13 protein-coding genes and 1 pseudogene are annotated in these 16672 nt (G+C 76.1%); 11 read left to right on the top strand and 3 right to left on the bottom strand.

The window, feature by feature from the left end:
• The 4 genes from ACYVGT_RS27140 to ACYVGT_RS27125 form a co-directional block, all read left to right on the top strand.
• On the top strand, positions 1-2153 hold a 2153-nt coding region (locus ACYVGT_RS27140; RefSeq protein WP_460863466.1), incomplete at its 5' end, for an SbcC/MukB-like Walker B domain-containing protein.
• 62 nt (positions 2154-2215) lie between these two features.
• The gene (locus ACYVGT_RS27135; RefSeq protein WP_460863464.1) at positions 2216-3106 is read left to right on the top strand and encodes a transposase; all 891 of its coding nucleotides are present in this window, start codon (positions 2216-2218) and stop codon (positions 3104-3106) included.
• A gap of 377 nt (positions 3107-3483) precedes the next feature.
• On the top strand, positions 3484-4167 hold the full coding sequence (locus tag ACYVGT_RS27130) for an AAA family ATPase (RefSeq protein WP_460863462.1): 684 nt from the start codon (positions 3484-3486) through the stop codon (positions 4165-4167).
• Between the two features lie 144 nt (positions 4168-4311).
• Entirely contained in the window at positions 4312-4710 is a 399-nt protein-coding gene (locus ACYVGT_RS27125) for a hypothetical protein (protein ID WP_460863460.1), read from the top strand.
• A gap of 40 nt (positions 4711-4750) precedes the next feature.
• Here ACYVGT_RS27125 and ACYVGT_RS27120 read toward each other — a convergent pair whose 3' ends face one another.
• The 3 genes from ACYVGT_RS27120 to ACYVGT_RS27110 form a co-directional block, all read right to left on the bottom strand.
• Positions 4751-5689 carry a TIGR03621 family F420-dependent LLM class oxidoreductase gene (locus tag ACYVGT_RS27120; RefSeq protein WP_460863457.1) on the bottom strand — a complete coding sequence of 313 codons (939 nt, stop codon included), beginning with the start codon at positions 5687-5689 and terminating at the stop codon, positions 4751-4753.
• A gap of 105 nt (positions 5690-5794) precedes the next feature.
• A complete protein-coding gene (locus tag ACYVGT_RS27115) occupies positions 5795-7849 on the bottom strand; it encodes a cytochrome c oxidase assembly protein (RefSeq protein ID WP_460863455.1) in 2055 nt (684 codons plus the stop codon).
• Positions 7850-7891: 42 nt separating this feature from the next.
• Positions 7892-8029 (bottom strand): hypothetical protein, encoded by a 138-nt coding sequence (locus ACYVGT_RS27110; RefSeq protein ID WP_460863453.1) that lies wholly within the window; start codon positions 8027-8029, stop codon positions 7892-7894.
• Positions 8030-8586: 557 nt separating this feature from the next.
• On the opposite strand from ACYVGT_RS27110, the gene ACYVGT_RS27105 reads away from it, so the two are divergent.
• The 7 genes and pseudogenes from ACYVGT_RS27105 to ACYVGT_RS27075 form a co-directional block, all read left to right on the top strand.
• Entirely contained in the window at positions 8587-9894 is a 1308-nt protein-coding gene (locus tag ACYVGT_RS27105) for an amidohydrolase family protein (protein ID WP_460863451.1), read from the top strand.
• A gap of 259 nt (positions 9895-10153) precedes the next feature.
• A complete protein-coding gene (gene ald, locus ACYVGT_RS27100) occupies positions 10154-11272 on the top strand; it encodes an alanine dehydrogenase (RefSeq protein ID WP_460863448.1) in 1119 nt (372 codons plus the stop codon).
• A gap of 305 nt (positions 11273-11577) precedes the next feature.
• Entirely contained in the window at positions 11578-12735 is a 1158-nt protein-coding gene (locus tag ACYVGT_RS27095) for an enolase C-terminal domain-like protein (RefSeq protein WP_460863446.1), read from the top strand.
• A 121-nt stretch (positions 12736-12856) separates the two neighbouring features.
• Positions 12857-13357, top strand: a complete 501-nt coding sequence (locus ACYVGT_RS27090; RefSeq protein WP_460863443.1) for a hypothetical protein — start codon at positions 12857-12859, stop codon at positions 13355-13357.
• Between the two features lie 286 nt (positions 13358-13643).
• Complete coding sequence (locus tag ACYVGT_RS27085; RefSeq protein ID WP_460863440.1) at positions 13644-14099, top strand: MaoC family dehydratase; 456 nt, start codon at positions 13644-13646, stop codon at positions 14097-14099.
• Positions 14100-14313: 214 nt separating this feature from the next.
• On the top strand, positions 14314-16320 hold the full coding sequence (locus ACYVGT_RS27080) for an NAD(P)/FAD-dependent oxidoreductase (RefSeq protein WP_460863438.1): 2007 nt from the start codon (positions 14314-14316) through the stop codon (positions 16318-16320).
• A 171-nt stretch (positions 16321-16491) separates the two neighbouring features.
• Positions 16492-16672, top strand: a pseudogene (locus tag ACYVGT_RS27075) (cell division protein FtsZ); the annotation flags it as partial.

Genomic DNA, 16672 nt, shown 5'->3' with positions numbered 1-16672 from the left:
GCCGCCGGCACGCCGAGGCGGCGGAGCGCTCCGCGGCCCTCACCGCGCGCAGCGGGCACCGGGCCGCGCTGGACGCCGAGCTGGCGGCCGCCGACCGCGCCGCAGGGGTGCTTCCGGTGATCGGCGCCGCCCGTGCCCGCCGGGACGAGCTGGCAAAGGCCGAGCAGGACGCCGCCGAGCAGCGGGCGCTCGCCGCGGGGCTGGGCCCCGCGCCCGGCGCCGACGATCCGCTGCAGAGCGGGGCCGAGCGGCTGCGCGCTGCCGAGCGCGAGCGCCGCGACGAGATCGCCCGCCTGGCCCACCTGCGCGGCGATGCCGACCGCGCCGCAGCGCTCGCCACCGAGACCAGCCAGATCGCCGCGGCGCTGGAGCGCGCCCGGGCCGACGGCGCCGCGGTCGCCGAGCACGCCGCCCGGCTCCCCGAGCGGCGCGCGACGATCGCCGCCGCACTGGCGGAGGCGCGGACCAGGACCGGGCCGCGGGAGGCCGCCGAGGAGGCGCTGGAGGCCGCCCGGGCGCGCAGCGCCGCGGTCGCCGACGCGGCGCGGCTCGGTACCGAGCTCGCCCGCGCTGCTGCGGCGCGCCGGTCCGCGGTCGACGCCGCGCAGGCCGCCCAGGACGCCCTTCTGGAGGTGCGCCGGCGTCGGCTGGACGGCATGGCGGCCGAGCTCGCCGCCGGGCTGGAAGCGGGCGCCCCCTGCCCGGTATGCGGGGCCGCCGAGCACCCGGCACCGTCCGCGGGCGGCGCCGACCGCCCCTCGGGGGCCGATGAGGAGCGGGCCCGCTCCGCCGCCGACGCGGCACGGGACCGCCGCACCGGCGCCGAACGCGCCGAGGCCGGGCTCGAGGCGCAGCACGCAGCGGTGCTGGAGCGCGCCGGCGGGCTGGACTCCGCGGCAGCCGCAGAACTGGTCCGGTCCCGCACGGCGGCGCTGGACGAGCTGGATGCCGCCCGCGCCCAGGCCGACCAGCTCGCCCGCCGCCTGGAGGAAGCAGACACCGAGTTGGAGCGGGCCCGCACCGCGGCGGCCCGGCGCGACCGCGAAGCAGCCGAGCTGGCCGAACGGCAAACGGCGCGCACCGCCGAGGCCCGCGCACTCGCCGAGCGGCTGGATGCCGCGCGCGGCACCGATCCCGACCTCCCGTCGCGCACCGCCCGGCTGGAGGCCGAAGCCGACCTGCTGGCCGGCGCCGCGGCCGCCGCGGACCGGCGCAGCGCGGCTGCCGCGGAGCTCCGCACGGCAGAGGGCGAACTGCGCCGCGCGGTCGCCGAGGCCGGTTTCGACGACGCTGACGCGGCCGGGCGGGCGGCCCGGGACGGCGCAGCCCGGTCGGCCCTCACCGCACAGGCGCGGGAGTACGACACCGCGCTGGCGGCGGCCCGCGCCGTCCTGGCGGAGCCGGAGACCGCTGCGGCCGCCGCCGGCGCGGAGCCGGACACCGCCGCAGCCGCGGCTGCGCTGCGCCGCACCGAAGCGGCGGCGGACGCCGCCCACGCCTGGCACGACCGGCTGGTGCAGCGCGGCGCGCGCTGCACCGAGATGCGGGGGGAACTGGAGCGGCTGCTGACGGCGTCGCGCCCGGCCCGTGAGCGGCACCGCGTGGCCGACGGCCTGGCCCGGCTCGCCGCCGGCACCTCGCCGGCCAACCAGCACAGCGTCCGGCTGTCGTCCTACGTACTGGCGGCGCGCCTGGAGCAGGTGGTGGCCGCCGCCAACGACCGGCTCGCCACGATGTCGGGCGGCCGGTACGCGCTGCGGCACACCGTCGAGGCGGCCGCGGGCGACCGCTCGCACTCCGGCGGCGGGCTCGGTCTGCGCGCGGTCGACGCCTGGACCGGGCAGGAGCGCGACCCGGCCACCCTGTCCGGCGGCGAGTCGTTCATCGCCTCCCTGGCCCTGGCCCTGGGCCTGGCCGACGTCGCCACCGAGGAGGCCGGCGGCACCGACATCGGCACCCTCTTCGTCGACGAGGGCTTCGGCACCCTCGACGAGGACACCCTGGAGGAGGTCATGGACGTGCTCGACCGCCTGCGCGACGGCGGCCGCGCCGTCGGCGTCGTCTCGCACGTCGCCGACCTCCGCGCCCGCATCCCCTCCCGCCTGCACGTCCGCAAGTCCCCCGCCGGCTCCCACCTGCACCAGACCCCCTAGCGCGTTGATGGGGGTTTGTTGGAACGCCTGGGCCCATAGCGAAGGGCGCCGAGGATCAGAGTGTGACCAATGACCTTGACGCCCTTCTGACCGCACTCTCTGTCCATCTCGACGATGGCGTCATCCCTTCACAGCGCCGGCCCCGAAAGCGCGGCCCGGTGCGGCTGCTCTCCGAGGCCGAACTGGTGTGTGCGGCCATTGCCCAGGTGCTGCTGGGGTGCGATTCCGAGCACCGGTGGATGCGCCTGGCACCGGCCCGCATCGGCGGCCTGTTTCCCCGCCTGCCGGGCCAGTCCGAATACAACCGCCACCTGCGCCAGGCGAGCCCGCTGCTGGTCCGCGCGGCCCGGTGGCTGGCCCGGCAGATCCCGACCTGGCAGGACACGCTGCGCCTGGTCGACGGCACCGCGGTGCGCTGCGGCGCCTCGCGGACCACGGTCACCCGCTCCGGGCTGGGTGAGATCGCCGGGTATGGCAGGGACGCCTCGCACCATGCCTTCCACTGGGGCGCCAAGCTGATGCCCATCACCACCGCCGAGGGCGCGGTCACCGCGTTCAGCCTGGCCCATCCCAAGGAGCAGGATGAGCGCAAGCAGGTGCTGCACCTGCTCCACGCCGGCCCGGTGGGGCCGGGGCCGGCGGTGGTGGTGGGTGACAAGGGCTTCGCCGGGGCCGGGATCGAGTCCGCGGTTGCTGAGGTGGGCCATATGCTTGTGCGCCAGGGTCGGCGCGACGAGCCCGCCCGGTGGTTCCCGTCCTGGTTGCGCCAGCGGATCGAAGCCGTCATCTGGACCTTGAAGAACCAGCTCGGTCTGGAGCGCCACGCCGCGCGCACCGCGGACGGGCTGTGGGCCCGCATTTGCCAGCGGATCGCGGCGTTGAACGCTGCGATCTGGCACAACTGGCTGATCGGGGCCCCGGTCAAGCGGTCGTTGATCGCCTACGACCACTGACCAGGACACCAACAACCCCCACCAACGATCTAGGGCGTGTCGGGCGGGCACCCGGCCTGCTGCGCGGCGCCCTGGCACGCCCCTCGCGGAGATCTGCCGTACCGCGGCAGCCGCACCGGGCGGCTGCCCCTGCGGCAGGGCCGCGGGCCGGGCTCCGGCTGCACGGTCCGCGCGGGCGGGGCAGGGCTCCCCGGATGCCGGCCGGGTGCCGGGTGTGCCGCGGCGGGCGTCCTTCCGTACGAGCGCAGCGATCGCGGTGTCCGGTTCGCCGCGCAGACCGCCATGACCATGCTGTCCGGTCGCCACCGCCGCGTCGGCGGCGCGCGGAGGGCGGCGTGGCTTAAGCGGCCCTTACGCAGCGTGGCCACGATGGGGGCATGACCGTCCTCGTCGATGCCCATCCGTCCCCTTCTGGGATATCTGACCCGTTGCGCTCTGCCCCTGCCCCCGGCGGCGCGGACCTGCCTGTTCCACCCGGCTTTCCGCCGCGGTCGTTCGTCCTGCTGGCGGGGGTGCCCGGCGCGGGCAAGAGCACCCTGCTGGCGCGCATGTACGGCCTGCACGGACACGAGGAGCACACGGCGATCGGGGCGGACGGCGAGCGCATCGTCGACTCGCTCCAGGCCCGCCGGCGGCTCCACCGCGTCTTCGGACGCCTGCCCTACCCGCTGTGGCGGTGGACGGTGCACCTCCTCCACCTGGTCCGGGTGGCGGCGGCGCTGCGCGGAGGGCCGGTGATCGTGCACGAGAGCGGCACCCGCCGGCCGGTTCGCCTCCTGCTCGCGCTCGCCTGCCGGGTCCGCCGCTACAGCGTGCACGTCGTCGTGATCGACGCCACTCCGGACGAGGCGCTCGACGGCCAGCGGGCCCGCGGGCGGCTGGTCACCCGGCGCAGCCACCGCACCCATTCGCGCCGGTGGGCCCGGCTGCGGCGGCTCCGGCAGCGCGGGCCGGGCGCGTTCGTCCCGGGGGCCAGCACCCTGCTCGCCCTCGACCGGTCCGCGGCGGCGCGGCTCCCCCGGTTCCGGTTCGCCGCGGAGCCACCGCTCCCCCGGCGCTGACCAGGCGCTCCGACCGGCCGGCGGCGGTGCGATGCCCGACGCTGGCTGCTCCGCGGCGCCGCCCGTCCTGCGGCGCCGCGGCGGCCAGCACCGCCGGAGCGGACCCGGTTCGTGGACCGTCCGCAGTGCTGACAGAATGTCGCCGTGAATTGGCTGGTCAACATCGTTCTCTTCGGGCTCGTCGGCGCCGTCATGATGGCTGCGCTGCTGGGCATCGCCCTCGTCCTGCTCGGCCGCGCGCCCGGGAAGGCGGCGCGCGTCGGCCTGGGTGCGGCAACGGTCGCGCTGATGCTGGGCGTTCCCGGACTCGCCGCCGCCGACGCGCTGTCCAGCGGGGGCTTTCCGACCGCGCTCGCGTCGGCCTTCGCCGTGGCGGTGATCGTCTACGCGGTCAATGTCGCCCTGTTCCCCGCGGTCCTGCGGCGGGCCGGCCGCGCAGCACCGCCCCGTGCGGCACTCAGCCCCGGCCTGCTGGCCGGCGGCGTCCTCGTCTGCGCCGTCCTCGCCCTGGCCGCCGCCGGCATCGCCGCGGCACTCACCTAGGCCGCCCCGTCCGGGCGGCGCGCCCTCCGCGGGCGCCGCGCTACTCCCCTTCTCTGCGGCGCACCTCCGCCGCGACCCTGATGAGGGCGTCGCGGGAGCCGCCGTGCGCGGTGATGTAGGTGAAGCCGAACCGGTCGCGGTGCGCGGCCAGCTCATCGGCGATCTCGGCCACCGTCCCCACCAGGACAAACGGCGAGGCCAGCACGTCGGCCGCGGTCTGAAGGCCCGGTGCGCCGTACTCCGCGGCCAGCGCTGCGGCGCCCCGCTCAGCGTCGTCGGTCAGCACCACGCTCTGCACGAGGACGGTGAACTCCAGCCCGGGCAGGCGGCCGCCGGCCTTCGCGCGGACGAAGTCGACCCGCCGCTCCACGTCGTCGGGGCCGGCGATGTCGAAGACGCCCATCCGCGCCCCGCGCCGCTGCGTCAGGCCGCCGAAGCCGACGATGTCGGCCCGGCGGGCGGCGAGCTCCAGGGTGCGCTCGCCGTGCCCGCCGATGAGCAGTCGCGGCGGGTCGATCACCGGCTCCTGCTCGGCGAAGAGGGCCGGCAGGGCGTCCAGTGTGCGCTCAACGGCGGCGCAGCGCTCAGGGTGGCCGCGCCACGGGATGCCGGCCGCCTCGAACTCCGACTTCATGTGGCCCAGGCCGAGGCCGAGTTCGAGGCGCCCGCCGGAGAGCCGGGCCACGGTGGCGGCCTCGCGGGCGAGCAGCGCCGGGTTCCAGAACTCGTTGTTGGCCACCAGGGTGCCCAGCGCCACCCGCTCGGTGGCGACGGCCGCCGCGGCGAGCATCGCGAACGGCGCGGGTGCGCCGAGGTGGTCCGGCGCCAGCAGGGCGTCCAGCCCGGCCTGCTCGGCTTCGCGGCTCTGGGCCGGCCAGCCGGCCGGGTCGGCTCCGCGCATGTTTACGCCGAAGCGGAACCGCGGCGTACCGGTTCCGCCGCGCGGCCCGGTCCCTGCACTGCCCCGAGATATCCCCATAGCCGGCAGTGAACCCCGGCACCGCCGCGCCGCGCCAGTCCTTCTGCGCGCGGCAGAAGACGGCGCCGCGGAGCGCGGCCGGTGCAGGGGCACCGCGGGAGCCGGTCAGCCGCCGTTGCGCTGGGAGCGGCGCTCCAGCTCCTGGAGGTAGGCGTTGTAGGCGTCGAGGTCGGCGTCGTCGGAGCCGTCGCGGCGGCTGTGGCGCTCGCGGCGGCGCTCGGTGCGCTCCTCGTCGCTGGCCCACTGGCGGATCAGCGCGAGGGTGACCAGCAGGGTCGGGATCTCGCCGACGGCCCAGGCGAATCCGCCGCCGGTGTACTGGTCGGCGCCGACGTTCTCACTCCAGGGGATGGCGAACTGGCCGTAGTAGTCCATCGCGATGGGGGCCGACTGCATCATGATCGTGATGCCGAAGAAGGCGTGCATTCCCATCACCACCAGCAGCAGCACGAACCGCAGCAGGAACGGCACCTTCCGCGGCCCGGGGTCGACGCCGATGATGATCCAGTAGAAGAGGAAGCCCGACAGCAGGAAGTGCACCGTCATCGCGAGGTGCCCGACGTGGCTGTTCATCAGCGTCGGGAAGAGCGGCGAGAAGTACAGCGCGTAGGGGCTGAGCACGAAGAGGGCGGTGGCCGCGGCCGGGTGGGTGACGACCTGCGAGTACCGGCTGTGCAGGAACACGTTGAGCCACTCGCGCGGCCCCCGGTCGCCCCGGCGCTGCGCCGGCTTGAGGGCGCGCAGGGCCAGTGTGGCCGGAGCGCCGAGCACCAGCAGGATCGGCGCCAGCATGGAGATCGCCATGTGCTGCAGCATGTGCGCGCTGAACAGCACCATCGAGTAGGTGGCGAACCCGCTGAGCTGGCAGGCGATGATCACCGCGAGGCCCAGCGCCCAGAACACCGTGCGGCTCCACGGCCAGCTGTCGCCGCGGCGCCGCAGCCGGACCACGCCCGCCGCGTAGAGGCCGCCGAGCACGGCCACCAGCAGGATGAAGAACAGGTCCGGGCGCCACAGGGTGAGCAGCGTCTGCACGCTCATCGGCGGCGGGATCGGGAAGCCGAGGATGGCCGTCGCCGGATCGACGTCGGACGGGTCGACCTGCGGCGGCGCGGTGCGGCTCAGCGCGGTGGCCAGGCCCATGACGGCGCCCATGACGGCGAGCTCCACGCCGGCCAGCCGCACGAACAGGCGGCGCCCGCCGCCGCTGGCGATGCCCTCGACGGTGGCGCGCCGGTGCCAGGCGCCGAGACCGCCCAGGACCGCGAACAGCGCCACCTTGGCGAGCATGATCAGGCCGTACGGAGTGGTGTAGAGCTGGTCGAGGCTGTAGAGCCGGCTGAGGGCGCTGGCCACGCCGCTGACCGCGACGCCGATGAACGCCCACAGTGCGATGGCGCTGAACCGGCGGACCGCGACGGCGGCGTCCTGCGGTGCGGCGCGCAGGCCGTGGAAGGTGACGGCGGCCAGGCCGCCGACCCACACCGCCATCGTGAGCAGGTGCAGGGCGAGGCCGGTGAGCGCCATCTCGTGGCCGCCCGATGCGGCGGCGTGGCCGGTCAGCGCCGGCGGAACCAGGCCGGCGAGCGCGCCGGCGAGCAGCAGCAGGGCGCCCCAGGCGGCCGTAGCGGTCCGGGCGAACAGCGCGACGGCGGTGGCGGCCAGCACCGTGGCCATCAGCGCCCGGCCCTCGGCGATCTGGCCGGCGTAGCTGGTCAGCGAGTTCCCGATCACGTCCGCGGGCACTTCACCGAGGATGTTGGACAGCTCGAACACCAGCCGTGCGCCGGCCGCCGCGGCCCACACCAGCGCGGCCCAGGAGGCCGCCCGCACGTACCCCAGGGCCTGGTCGCTGAGCGCGCCCTTGGCCGAGGGCAGCAGCACCGCGGCGAGCAGGAGCAGGCCGACGGTGAGCGCGCCGGCGAGGTTGGTCAGGGTGCGCGACAGCGGCAGGCCCCAGCGGGTCAGCGCGCCCGCGTCGGGCAGGCCGGGGATCACCTGCGCGGTGACGGCGCCGCCGGCCACCAGGGCGACGATCAGGGTGACCGCGCACACCGCCAGCGCGGCAACGGCGATGATCGCCGCGGCTTCACCGCGCGGCGCTGGGGACGCCGGCGCATCCTCGGCGGGGTCCTCGGCTCGGGTCTGAGGGGGAGCCACGGTCGTCACTCCGTCGCGGTCGGGGCGGCGCCCGACGGGCGCCTAGGGTCGGAAGAGGCGGCTGATCACCACCGCGGCGGCGCCCGCGCCGACCAGGAGCCCGAGCACGCCCCACAGCCAGGGGGAGGCTGGAGCGAGGGGGCCCGCCGCGGCGACCGCGGCCAGAACGGTCCCGGTCATCCGCGTTCACCGCCGGGCTCCAGGGTAAGGCCCGCTCCGGCGCACCCGGCCCCGCCCCCGTGCCTGCTTCCCGCGGCCGCTCCGGACGGCGCGCGGCCCGCTGCCGCTCTGGGCGGCACCGCAATATTCCGCACCATTCCCTGAATCCCCTCTCTTCCGCCACCGAGGATACGGAAATCGGAATTCCCCGAATATCCCGCAATCCGACTTTTCCGACACACGCAATCCGGCAGGGTTCCACTGCGCCGCATCGTCGGCCAATCGTCGCAAACCTCCCCCGGCGAAGGGAACGACCGCCGCTCCGAAAGCGCGGGAACACCGGGCCGCGCAGGCGGCACGGCACGGAGCACTCCACCGGAAACCCGCTGAACAGCGCGGTCCGGCCGCCGGCCAGGAGGGGCGCACCGGCCAGGAATTCCGGCTCTGCTCGGCGGAGGTTCCGCCGCCCCGGTGGCGGAATCGGTGAATCACCCGCGGACGGCGCCCCGCTGACCGGGAATCGCGGTACCGTCATCGGACCGCACCGCCGCGCAGCACCGCCGTGGAGGGGGAATTCCATGCCCCGGCGCCCCATCGCATCCGGCCCCGGCCGCTCTCCGTACGGCGGGCCGCCCGACTCGCGCTTCGACTGGGTGATCCGGACGCGCCGGGCCGTGACGCCGGAGGGTGTCGCACCGGCCGCCGTCGCGCTGCGGGACGGGCGCATCGCCGCCGTGGCCGACTACGCCGCGCGCCTGCCGGCGCGGCGCGAGACCGACCTCGGCTCCACCGCGCTGCTGCCCGGCCTGGTGGACTGCGACGTCGCGGTGCACGCGCCCGGCCAGCCGCTGCGCGAGGGCTACGCGGCGACCGCCTCGGCTGCGCTGCGCGGCGGCGTGACGTCGATCGCGGTAGCGCCGGGCGGCCCGGGCCCGCGCGGCACGGCGACCGAGATCACCGGCGAGGCCGCGCTGAAGGAGCACCTCGCTGCCGCGGCGCCCGCGCCCGTCGGGTTCGTGCACCTGGGCGCGGTCACCGGCGCGGGCGGCCCGGCCGACCTGGCGGAGCTGCGCTCGGCCGGCGCCGCCGGGTTCCACTGCTCGCTGTCGGACGGCGGCGCCGGGTCGGCGTCGCCGATCGGTGACGCGGCGCTGCGCAAAGCGATGGTGGAGGCCGCCGCGATGGGCGCGCCGATCCTGGTGCACGCCGAGGACCCGACCGAGCTGTCGGTCCCGGACGGGCCCGGCAACGCGCGGCTGCTCGCCTCGCGGCCGCCGCGCGCGGAGCGGCGCGGCCTGGAGCGGGTCATCGCGGCGGCGCGGGTGGCCGGCACCCGCACCCACGTCACGCCCTTCACCGCGGCCGAGTGCGCGGCGCTGCTGGACGCGGCGCGCGCGATCGGTGTCGCCCTTTCGGCGCACACCTGCCCGCACTACCTCTGCCTGCCGGCCGAACAGGTGCCGGACGACGCGCCCGCATTCCGGTGCCGCCCGCCGCTGCGGTCCGGCGCCAACCGGGAGGCGCTGTGGTCGGCGCTGCTCTCCGGCGACGGCGCGATCCGCACCATCGGATCGGGGCACCGGCCCGGCACCGGGGTTTCGTCGCTGCCGTGGACGCTGCCGGCGCTGTGGACGGCGGCGCGCCGCCGCGGGATCGGCCTCGACCGGATCGCCGAGTGGACGTCTGCGGCGCCAGCCCGGCTGCTCGGCCTGAAGGGCAAGGGGGTGATCGCGCCCGGCGCCGACGCCGACCTCGCCGCGTTCGACCCCGACGCCCCGGACCCCGTGCCCGGCACCGATCCGGGCCCCTACGCCGGACGCACCCTCACCGGACGCACCCTCGCCACCTGGGTGGCCGGCCGCGCCGCCTACACCCGGCGGCCGTAGACCGTGCTCGGCGGCCCGCCCCGGCCGTGCGATGAACACCTCCGGCACCGTCCGCGCAGACGCAGCCCACCGGAGGCGCGCCCGCGCGGGCGGCGGGTCTGCCACTCCCCCGTGCAGGCCACCGGGGAGTGGCGGCGCACTCCACCGGGATTACACCGTGTCAAGATGCACAGCCATCGCTGACCATGTTGGAGATGTCGCGAACCGGCGCGGGACGCGACAGTGAAGGGGTATCGATGGCGATGCTAGGAGGATCCCCGTGCGCGTCGGCGTGCCCCGCGAAGTCAAGAACCACGAGTACCGGGTGGCGATCACCCCCGCCGGCGTCCATGAGCTGGCGGCACGCGGCCACTCGGTCGCCGTTGAACGCGGCGCCGGCCTCGGCTCGGCGATCCCCGATGAGGAGTACGCGGCGGCCGGCGCCGATCTGCTCGACCGCGCCGACGACGTGTGGGGCGGGGCCGAGCTCGTCCTCAAGGTCAAGGAGCCGGTCGCCGAGGAGTACGGCCGGATGCAGCCCGGCCAGACCCTCTTCACCTACCTGCACCTGGCCGCCTCCCGGCCGTGCACCGATGCGCTGCTGGAGCGCGGCGTCACCTCGGTGGCCTACGAGACCGTGCAGCTGCCGGACGGATCGCTGCCGCTGCTCGCCCCGATGTCGGAGGTGGCCGGCCGCCTGGCGCCGCAGGTCGGTGCAGCCACCCTGGAGCGGCCCAACGGCGGCCGCGGCGTCCTCATGGGCGGCGTCCCGGGGGTGCGCCCGGCGTCGGTGACCGTAGTCGGCGCCGGGGTGTCCGGCATGAACGCGGCACGCATCGCGGTCGGCCTGGGCGCCGACGTCACCCTCCTCGACCTCAACGTGGCCAAGCTGCGCCGGGCCGACGAGGTGTTCGGCGGCCGGGTGCGGACCGTGTCGAGCAACGCGCTGGAGCTGGAGCGGGCGGTGCTCGCTTCGGACATGGTGATCGGAGCGGTGCTGATCCCGGGCGCGAAGGCGCCGAAACTGGTCTCCAACGAGCTGGTGAGCCGCATGAAGCCGGGGGCGGTACTCGTCGACATCGCGATCGACCAGGGCGGCTGCTTCGAGGATTCGCGGCCCACCACGCACGACGACCCGACGTTCGCCGTGCACGACGCGGTGTTCTACTGCGTGGCGAACATGCCCGGCGCGGTGCCCGCCACCTCCACCCACGCCCTCACCAAGGACACCCTGCCCTACGCGATCGCGCTGGCCGGCAAGGGCTGGAAGGAGGCCCTGCGCGAGGACCCGGCGCTGGCGGCCGGGCTGAGCACGGTCGACGGCACGCTCACCAACGCGGCCGTCGGCGACGCCCACGGCCTGCCCTCGGTCTCGACCGACACGGTCCTCAAGGGGTAGCCGCCGCGAACCGCGGGGCGGCCGGGCTCCGGCCGCCCCGCAGCCGCACGGCCCGCAGCGCCCGCGCACGGTCCGGGCGCTGCGCTGGCCGGCCGGAACAGCGGACCGGCCGGGTTCGGCGCCACCAGGACCTGCGGGCACGCCGGCAGCCGCGGGGACCGCCCGGCTGCCCGCCCGCAAGCAGGGTTCCCGGCGGAGGCCGGGCGCGGCGCTGTTCCTGGAGCGGTGGCCGGTCTGCCGGTGAGGGGATACCGTCGAAGGAGGCATTCCCCCGGTACCGGCATCGATGTGGAGGCGGAACGCGCGTGGCAGCTACCGGATCGGACCCCGTTGGCGGACCCGCGCGGATCGAAGCGCTGCTCGTCCGCGTCCCGCCGCGGCACTCCCGGGGCTCCGGGTCGGCGGGGCGGCGCGCCACGGGACGCGCCGTACCGCACGCGCTGGTGCGCATCACCGACGCCGGCGGGACCGCCGGCTGGGGCGAGGCGCCCGGTATCGATCCGGACGGCTGGCGCGCGCTGACCGAGTCGTTTGCGCCGGCGCTGCTGCGGCACGCATGGCGGCGGCCGACCGAGGTGCCCGACGCCTGGGCGGATCTGGCTCCGTGCCCGGCCGCCGCGGCGGCGCTCGACGCCGCCTGCTGGGACCTGTGGAGCCGGCGCCGCGGCACGCCGCTGGCGCACGCGCTGGGCGGCACCCGCACCGCACTGACCGCGGTCGCCCGCATCGCGCGGCAGACCACGCCGGAGGCGCTGGCCACCGAGGTCAACCGGCAGGTGGGCGCGGGGTTCCGCGCGGTGCGCCTGGAGATCGGACCGGGCTGGGACGTCGACCCGGTCCGCGCGGTCCGCGAGCGCTTCCCCAACCTGGCCGTCCAGCTCGCCGGCTGCGGCCGCTACACCGAGTCCAGCGAGGATTTGGCCGCCCTGCACGCGCTGGACGACTACCGGCCGCTCTGCCTGGAGCAGCCGTTCGCCGCCGGCGAGCTGGCCGCGCATGCGCGGCTGTCCCGGTCCGCTGCCACCCCGGTCGCCCTCGACACCTCGGCCGCTTCGCCCGAAGCGCTCGACGAAGCGGTGCGCACCGAAGCCGGCGCGGCGCTGCGGGTCCGCGTCTCGGCGTGGGGCGGCCCGACGCCGGCCCGGCGCGCCGCCGACCGCGCCGCCGACGCCGGCTGGGACGCCTGGTTCGCCGACGAGGGCGAGACCGCAGTGGGGCGCGCGGCGCGGGTGGCGCTGTCGTCGCTGTCGGCGGCGTCGCTGCCGGCGGAGATGCCCGGCGCCGGGGTGCGCCCGCAGCGCGATGCGCTCGCCCCGGCGGTCCGCGTCGACGACGGCGTCGTGCCGGTGCCGCTGACCGGCCCCGGTCTCGGCCACGACGTCGACGAGGCCGCGCTGCGCGCCTGGGCGGTGGACTCCGCGGTGCTCGAAGCCGCCCGCCCTGCCGCGCCGAAGCTGCGCTGACCTGCACAGCAGCGGCAGACCCCGCTTGCTCTCTGCTCCCCGGAAGCGCCGACCCGGCGCAGGCCGACTCTTTGCCTTCCGCGCCTTACCCCCGCGGGGCTCCCCCGCCTAGCGTGGCTGCATGGGTGCAGTACAGGGGCAGGCACACGGGAAGCAGACGCCTGCGTCGCCGCGGTCCGCGGCCCGCGGCGACGCGGGCGCAGGCGGCGCGGGCGCAGGCGGCGCGCTGCAGGTGCACGCCCGCCGCTGGCAGGACGGCTGGGAGCTGCGGATCGTCGGCCACGGCGTGACATGGGCCCCCGACCTGGCGTCGGCACCGCGCCAGGCGCGCGCGTTCGCCGGCGCCCCGCGCGCCCGGGTGATGACGGTGCCGACCGTCGATGACCAGCGCGACCGCCTGGTGCTCCGGGCCCGGCAGGCCCTCGATGCCGCGGAAGAAGCCCGCGTCCGCGCGGTCGCTGCGGCCGGCCGGGCGCTGCGCGCGCTGGCCGACGCCGGGGTCGCCGACGATGACGCGGCCCGGCTGCTGGGCGTGCCGGAGCCGCGGCTGGCCGAATGGGCGGAGCGCTCCGCGCCGCAGGGCCCGGCGCAGCAGGACGGCCGGGAGGCGGACCGGGCCTGACCGCCGCTGGCACCGGCGCGGGCGGCCGCCCCGGTCGGGGCGCGGCGGGCGGGCACCTGTCCTGCTGCTTCCCGCCCTGGCACGCCCCTCGCGGCGTTCCCCTCTCCTCGAGGAGGAGGCCCCGCCCTGCCCCCTCGCCGGCCGTGCGGCGGGTGCACCGCCGACACCGCTCGGCACACACGCCACCCGCCGCACACGCCGCAACCGCCCTCCACTCCATACTGAACGGTCGGTTCCCCGGTAGGCTCGCCCGGACACGCTTCCGGCCGAAAGGACCGACGACCCCATGCGCACCTTCGCCGACGTCGCAGAACTCGCCGCTGCAGCAGGCCAGGAGCTGGGCACCAGCGACTGGACCGCCATCACCCAGGACCGGATCGACGCGTTCGCCGGGGCGACCGGCGACCACCAGTGGATCCACGTCGACACCGAGCGCGCTGCCGAGGGCCCGTTCGGCACCACCATCGCCCACGGGTTCCTCACGCTGTCGCTGCTCCCCCTGTTCGGCCCGCAGGTGTTCACCCTGGAGAAGCGGCCGTCGATGGGCATCAACTACGGCCTGAACAAGGTGCGCTTCCTGCAGCCCGTCCTGGCGGGCGCGCGGGTGCGGGACACGATCCGCCTGGTCGAGGCCAAGCAGACGGCGAAGGGCTACCTGATCACCCTGGAGCACACCGTCGGGATCGACGGCGGCGACCGCCCCGCACTGGTCGCCGAAGGGCTCTCGCTGATGGTTCCCTGACCCGCTCCCCCGCACCGCCGCGCGCCCGCGCCGCACCCTGCGGCGCGGGCGCTGCCGTTCCGGGCTCCGCTGGACCGCCGGGCCCCGCCCCCGGGCCGGGTCAACGCCTCCCCCGGGAACGGCAAAGCCCGGGCCGCCCGCCGCCGGTCTCCGCCGAGCGGCCGCCGCTGCGTGCTCTGCTGACCTCGCCGGCCATCGGAGGACGAGGAGAGCAATGCCCGACCAGCGACGACGCTCCGGCGCCGAGGAGCCCTCGGACGCCGAGCTGGGGATGGACCGCCCGATCAGCCGCCGGGACTTCTTCGACGGCGCGAGCGCCGCGGCGGCCGGCGCGGCGGCGGCCGCGGCGCTCGCCGGCTGCGCGCCGGGCGAGCGCGACTGGTCGGTCGGGCCGAAGCGGCCGGTCCCGGCGGCGGAGGGCACCAGCTATCCGCCGACGATGCAGGGCATGCGCGGCAGCACCGAGCAGGCGCTGAGCATCCCGCACACGATCCGCGACGGGCGCCTGGGCAGCGTCGTCGACACCGGCTCGGTCAAGGCTCTCGACGAGCACTACGACCTCGTCGTCGTCGGCGCCGGCATCAGCGGGCTGGCAGCGGCCCGCTTCTTCAAGGACCGCCACCCCGAGGCGAAGATCCTCCTCCTCGACAACCACGACGACTTCGGCGGCCACGCGCGGCGCAACGAGTTCACCGCAGAGGGCCGCGACCAGGTGCTGATCGGCTACGGCGGCACCCAGTCCATCGACACCCCGTCGATCTACAGCGAGGCGGCGATGGGGCTGCTCACCAGCCTCGGCATCGAGACCGAGCGGTTCGAGCAGTTCTTCGACGAGGGCTTCTACGACCGGTGGCAGCTGGCGCAGGAGGGCGACGCCGTCTTCCTGCGCGCCGAGGAGTTCGACACCGACCACCTGGCGGTGCGCTCCTCGGAGGAGACCCCGGTGGCCCAGTGGCTGAAGGACGCGCCGCTGAGCCAGGAGGCCCGCGACCAGCTCACCGCACTGATGGAGGAGCCGGAGGACTGGCTGCCCGGCCTGTCCGGGCCGGAGAAGCAGGAGCGGCTCGCCCAGCTCACCTACGCCGACTACATCCGCGACATCGCCGGGATGGGCGACGAGGTCGCGGCGTTCATGGAGACCATCACCAGCGACGAGTGGGGCGTGCCGGCCTCGGCGTGGGGCGCCCTGGACGCGTGGGGCGAAGGACTTCCCGGCTTCGACGGGCTCGGCCTCGACGACTCCGAGCCCTCCCCGCTCAACTGCTTCTCGCTGAAGCGCTTCTGGGACTACGACGACCCCTACATCTTCCACTTCCCGGACGGCAACGCCAGCGTCGCCCGGCTCCTGGTGCACAGCCTCATCCCGGAGAGCGTGCCCGGCAGCGCCAAGCTGGACATGGAGAGCGTGGTGCTGGCCGAGTTCGACTACGCGCAGCTGGACCGCGAAGAGCACGACGTGCGCATCCGCCTGCAGGCGCCGTGCACGCGCATCGAGCACGACGGCACGCCGGAGTCAGCGGAGCGCGTGTTCGTCACCTACTACCGGCCGGGCGGGCTGCTCCGGGTCACCGCGGACCGGGTCGTGCACGCCGCCTGGCACGTGATGGGCCGGTACCTGCTCCCCGAGGCCTCCGGCGACCAGCGCCGGGCGTTCGCCGACGGCTCCAAGCAGCCCCTGCTGTACTGCAATGTGGTGGTGCGCAACTGGCAGCCGTGGGTCGAGCTGGGCGTGCGGCACATCCGCTTCACCGGCGGGGACTGGGCCGTCGCACAGCTGGACTACCCGGTGAGCATGGGCGGCTACGAGCACACCCGGGACCCCGGGGAGCCGGTGATCGTGCAGATGATCAGCGCCCCGACACCGGCCGGGAAGTCGCTCAAGCAGGGCGCCATCACGGCGCGGCACGCGATCCTCAAGCGCTCGTTCGAGTCCTATGAGCGCAGCATCCGGCAGACGCTCAACCGCGCACTGGGCGACGGCGGCTTCGACGCGGCCCGCGACATCCTCGCGATCACCGTGAACCGGTGGGGCCACGGCTATGCGCGCGAGTACGCGCGCCCGGGCGACGCGTTCTGGCCCGAGGGCCCGACCCCGGCCGAGATCGCCCGCACCCGGATCGGCCGGATCGCCATCGCCAACTCCGACTCCGGGCCGAACGCCTACACCGACATGGCCATCGACCAGGCGCACCGCGCGATCGAGGAGCTCGAGGGCCGCTGACCCGCCCGGCCGGGCCCGCTCCGGCGGGGTCCGGCCCGATGCCGTGCTCTGCCGGGCTCCGGGCAGGGACGGCAGGTTCCGGGCAGATCCCGGAGATCTCGGCCACGCGGCGCAGTGCAGCCGCCCATCCTGCTGAGCACGTCGCAGCCAGGCACTATGTTGGGGCGGGCCATGCCCAACACGCCTCCCGGCCCCGCCGTGCCCACACCACCCGCTGCCGCTCCCGACTGTGCCGCCCCGGGCGCGGGCGCCGCCGCGCCCCGGTCCGGCCCCGCCCCGGCCTCCGGGCCGCCGCTGACCGCGCTGGACGCGGTGGCCGCAGCGCTGCCGGACCGCGCCGCGGCCGCAGCCG

The organism is Nocardiopsis coralliicola, assembly GCF_054779695.1.
Note: the sequence above shows the minus strand (reverse complement) of the source record. Positions and strands in the feature narration are given on the sequence as shown.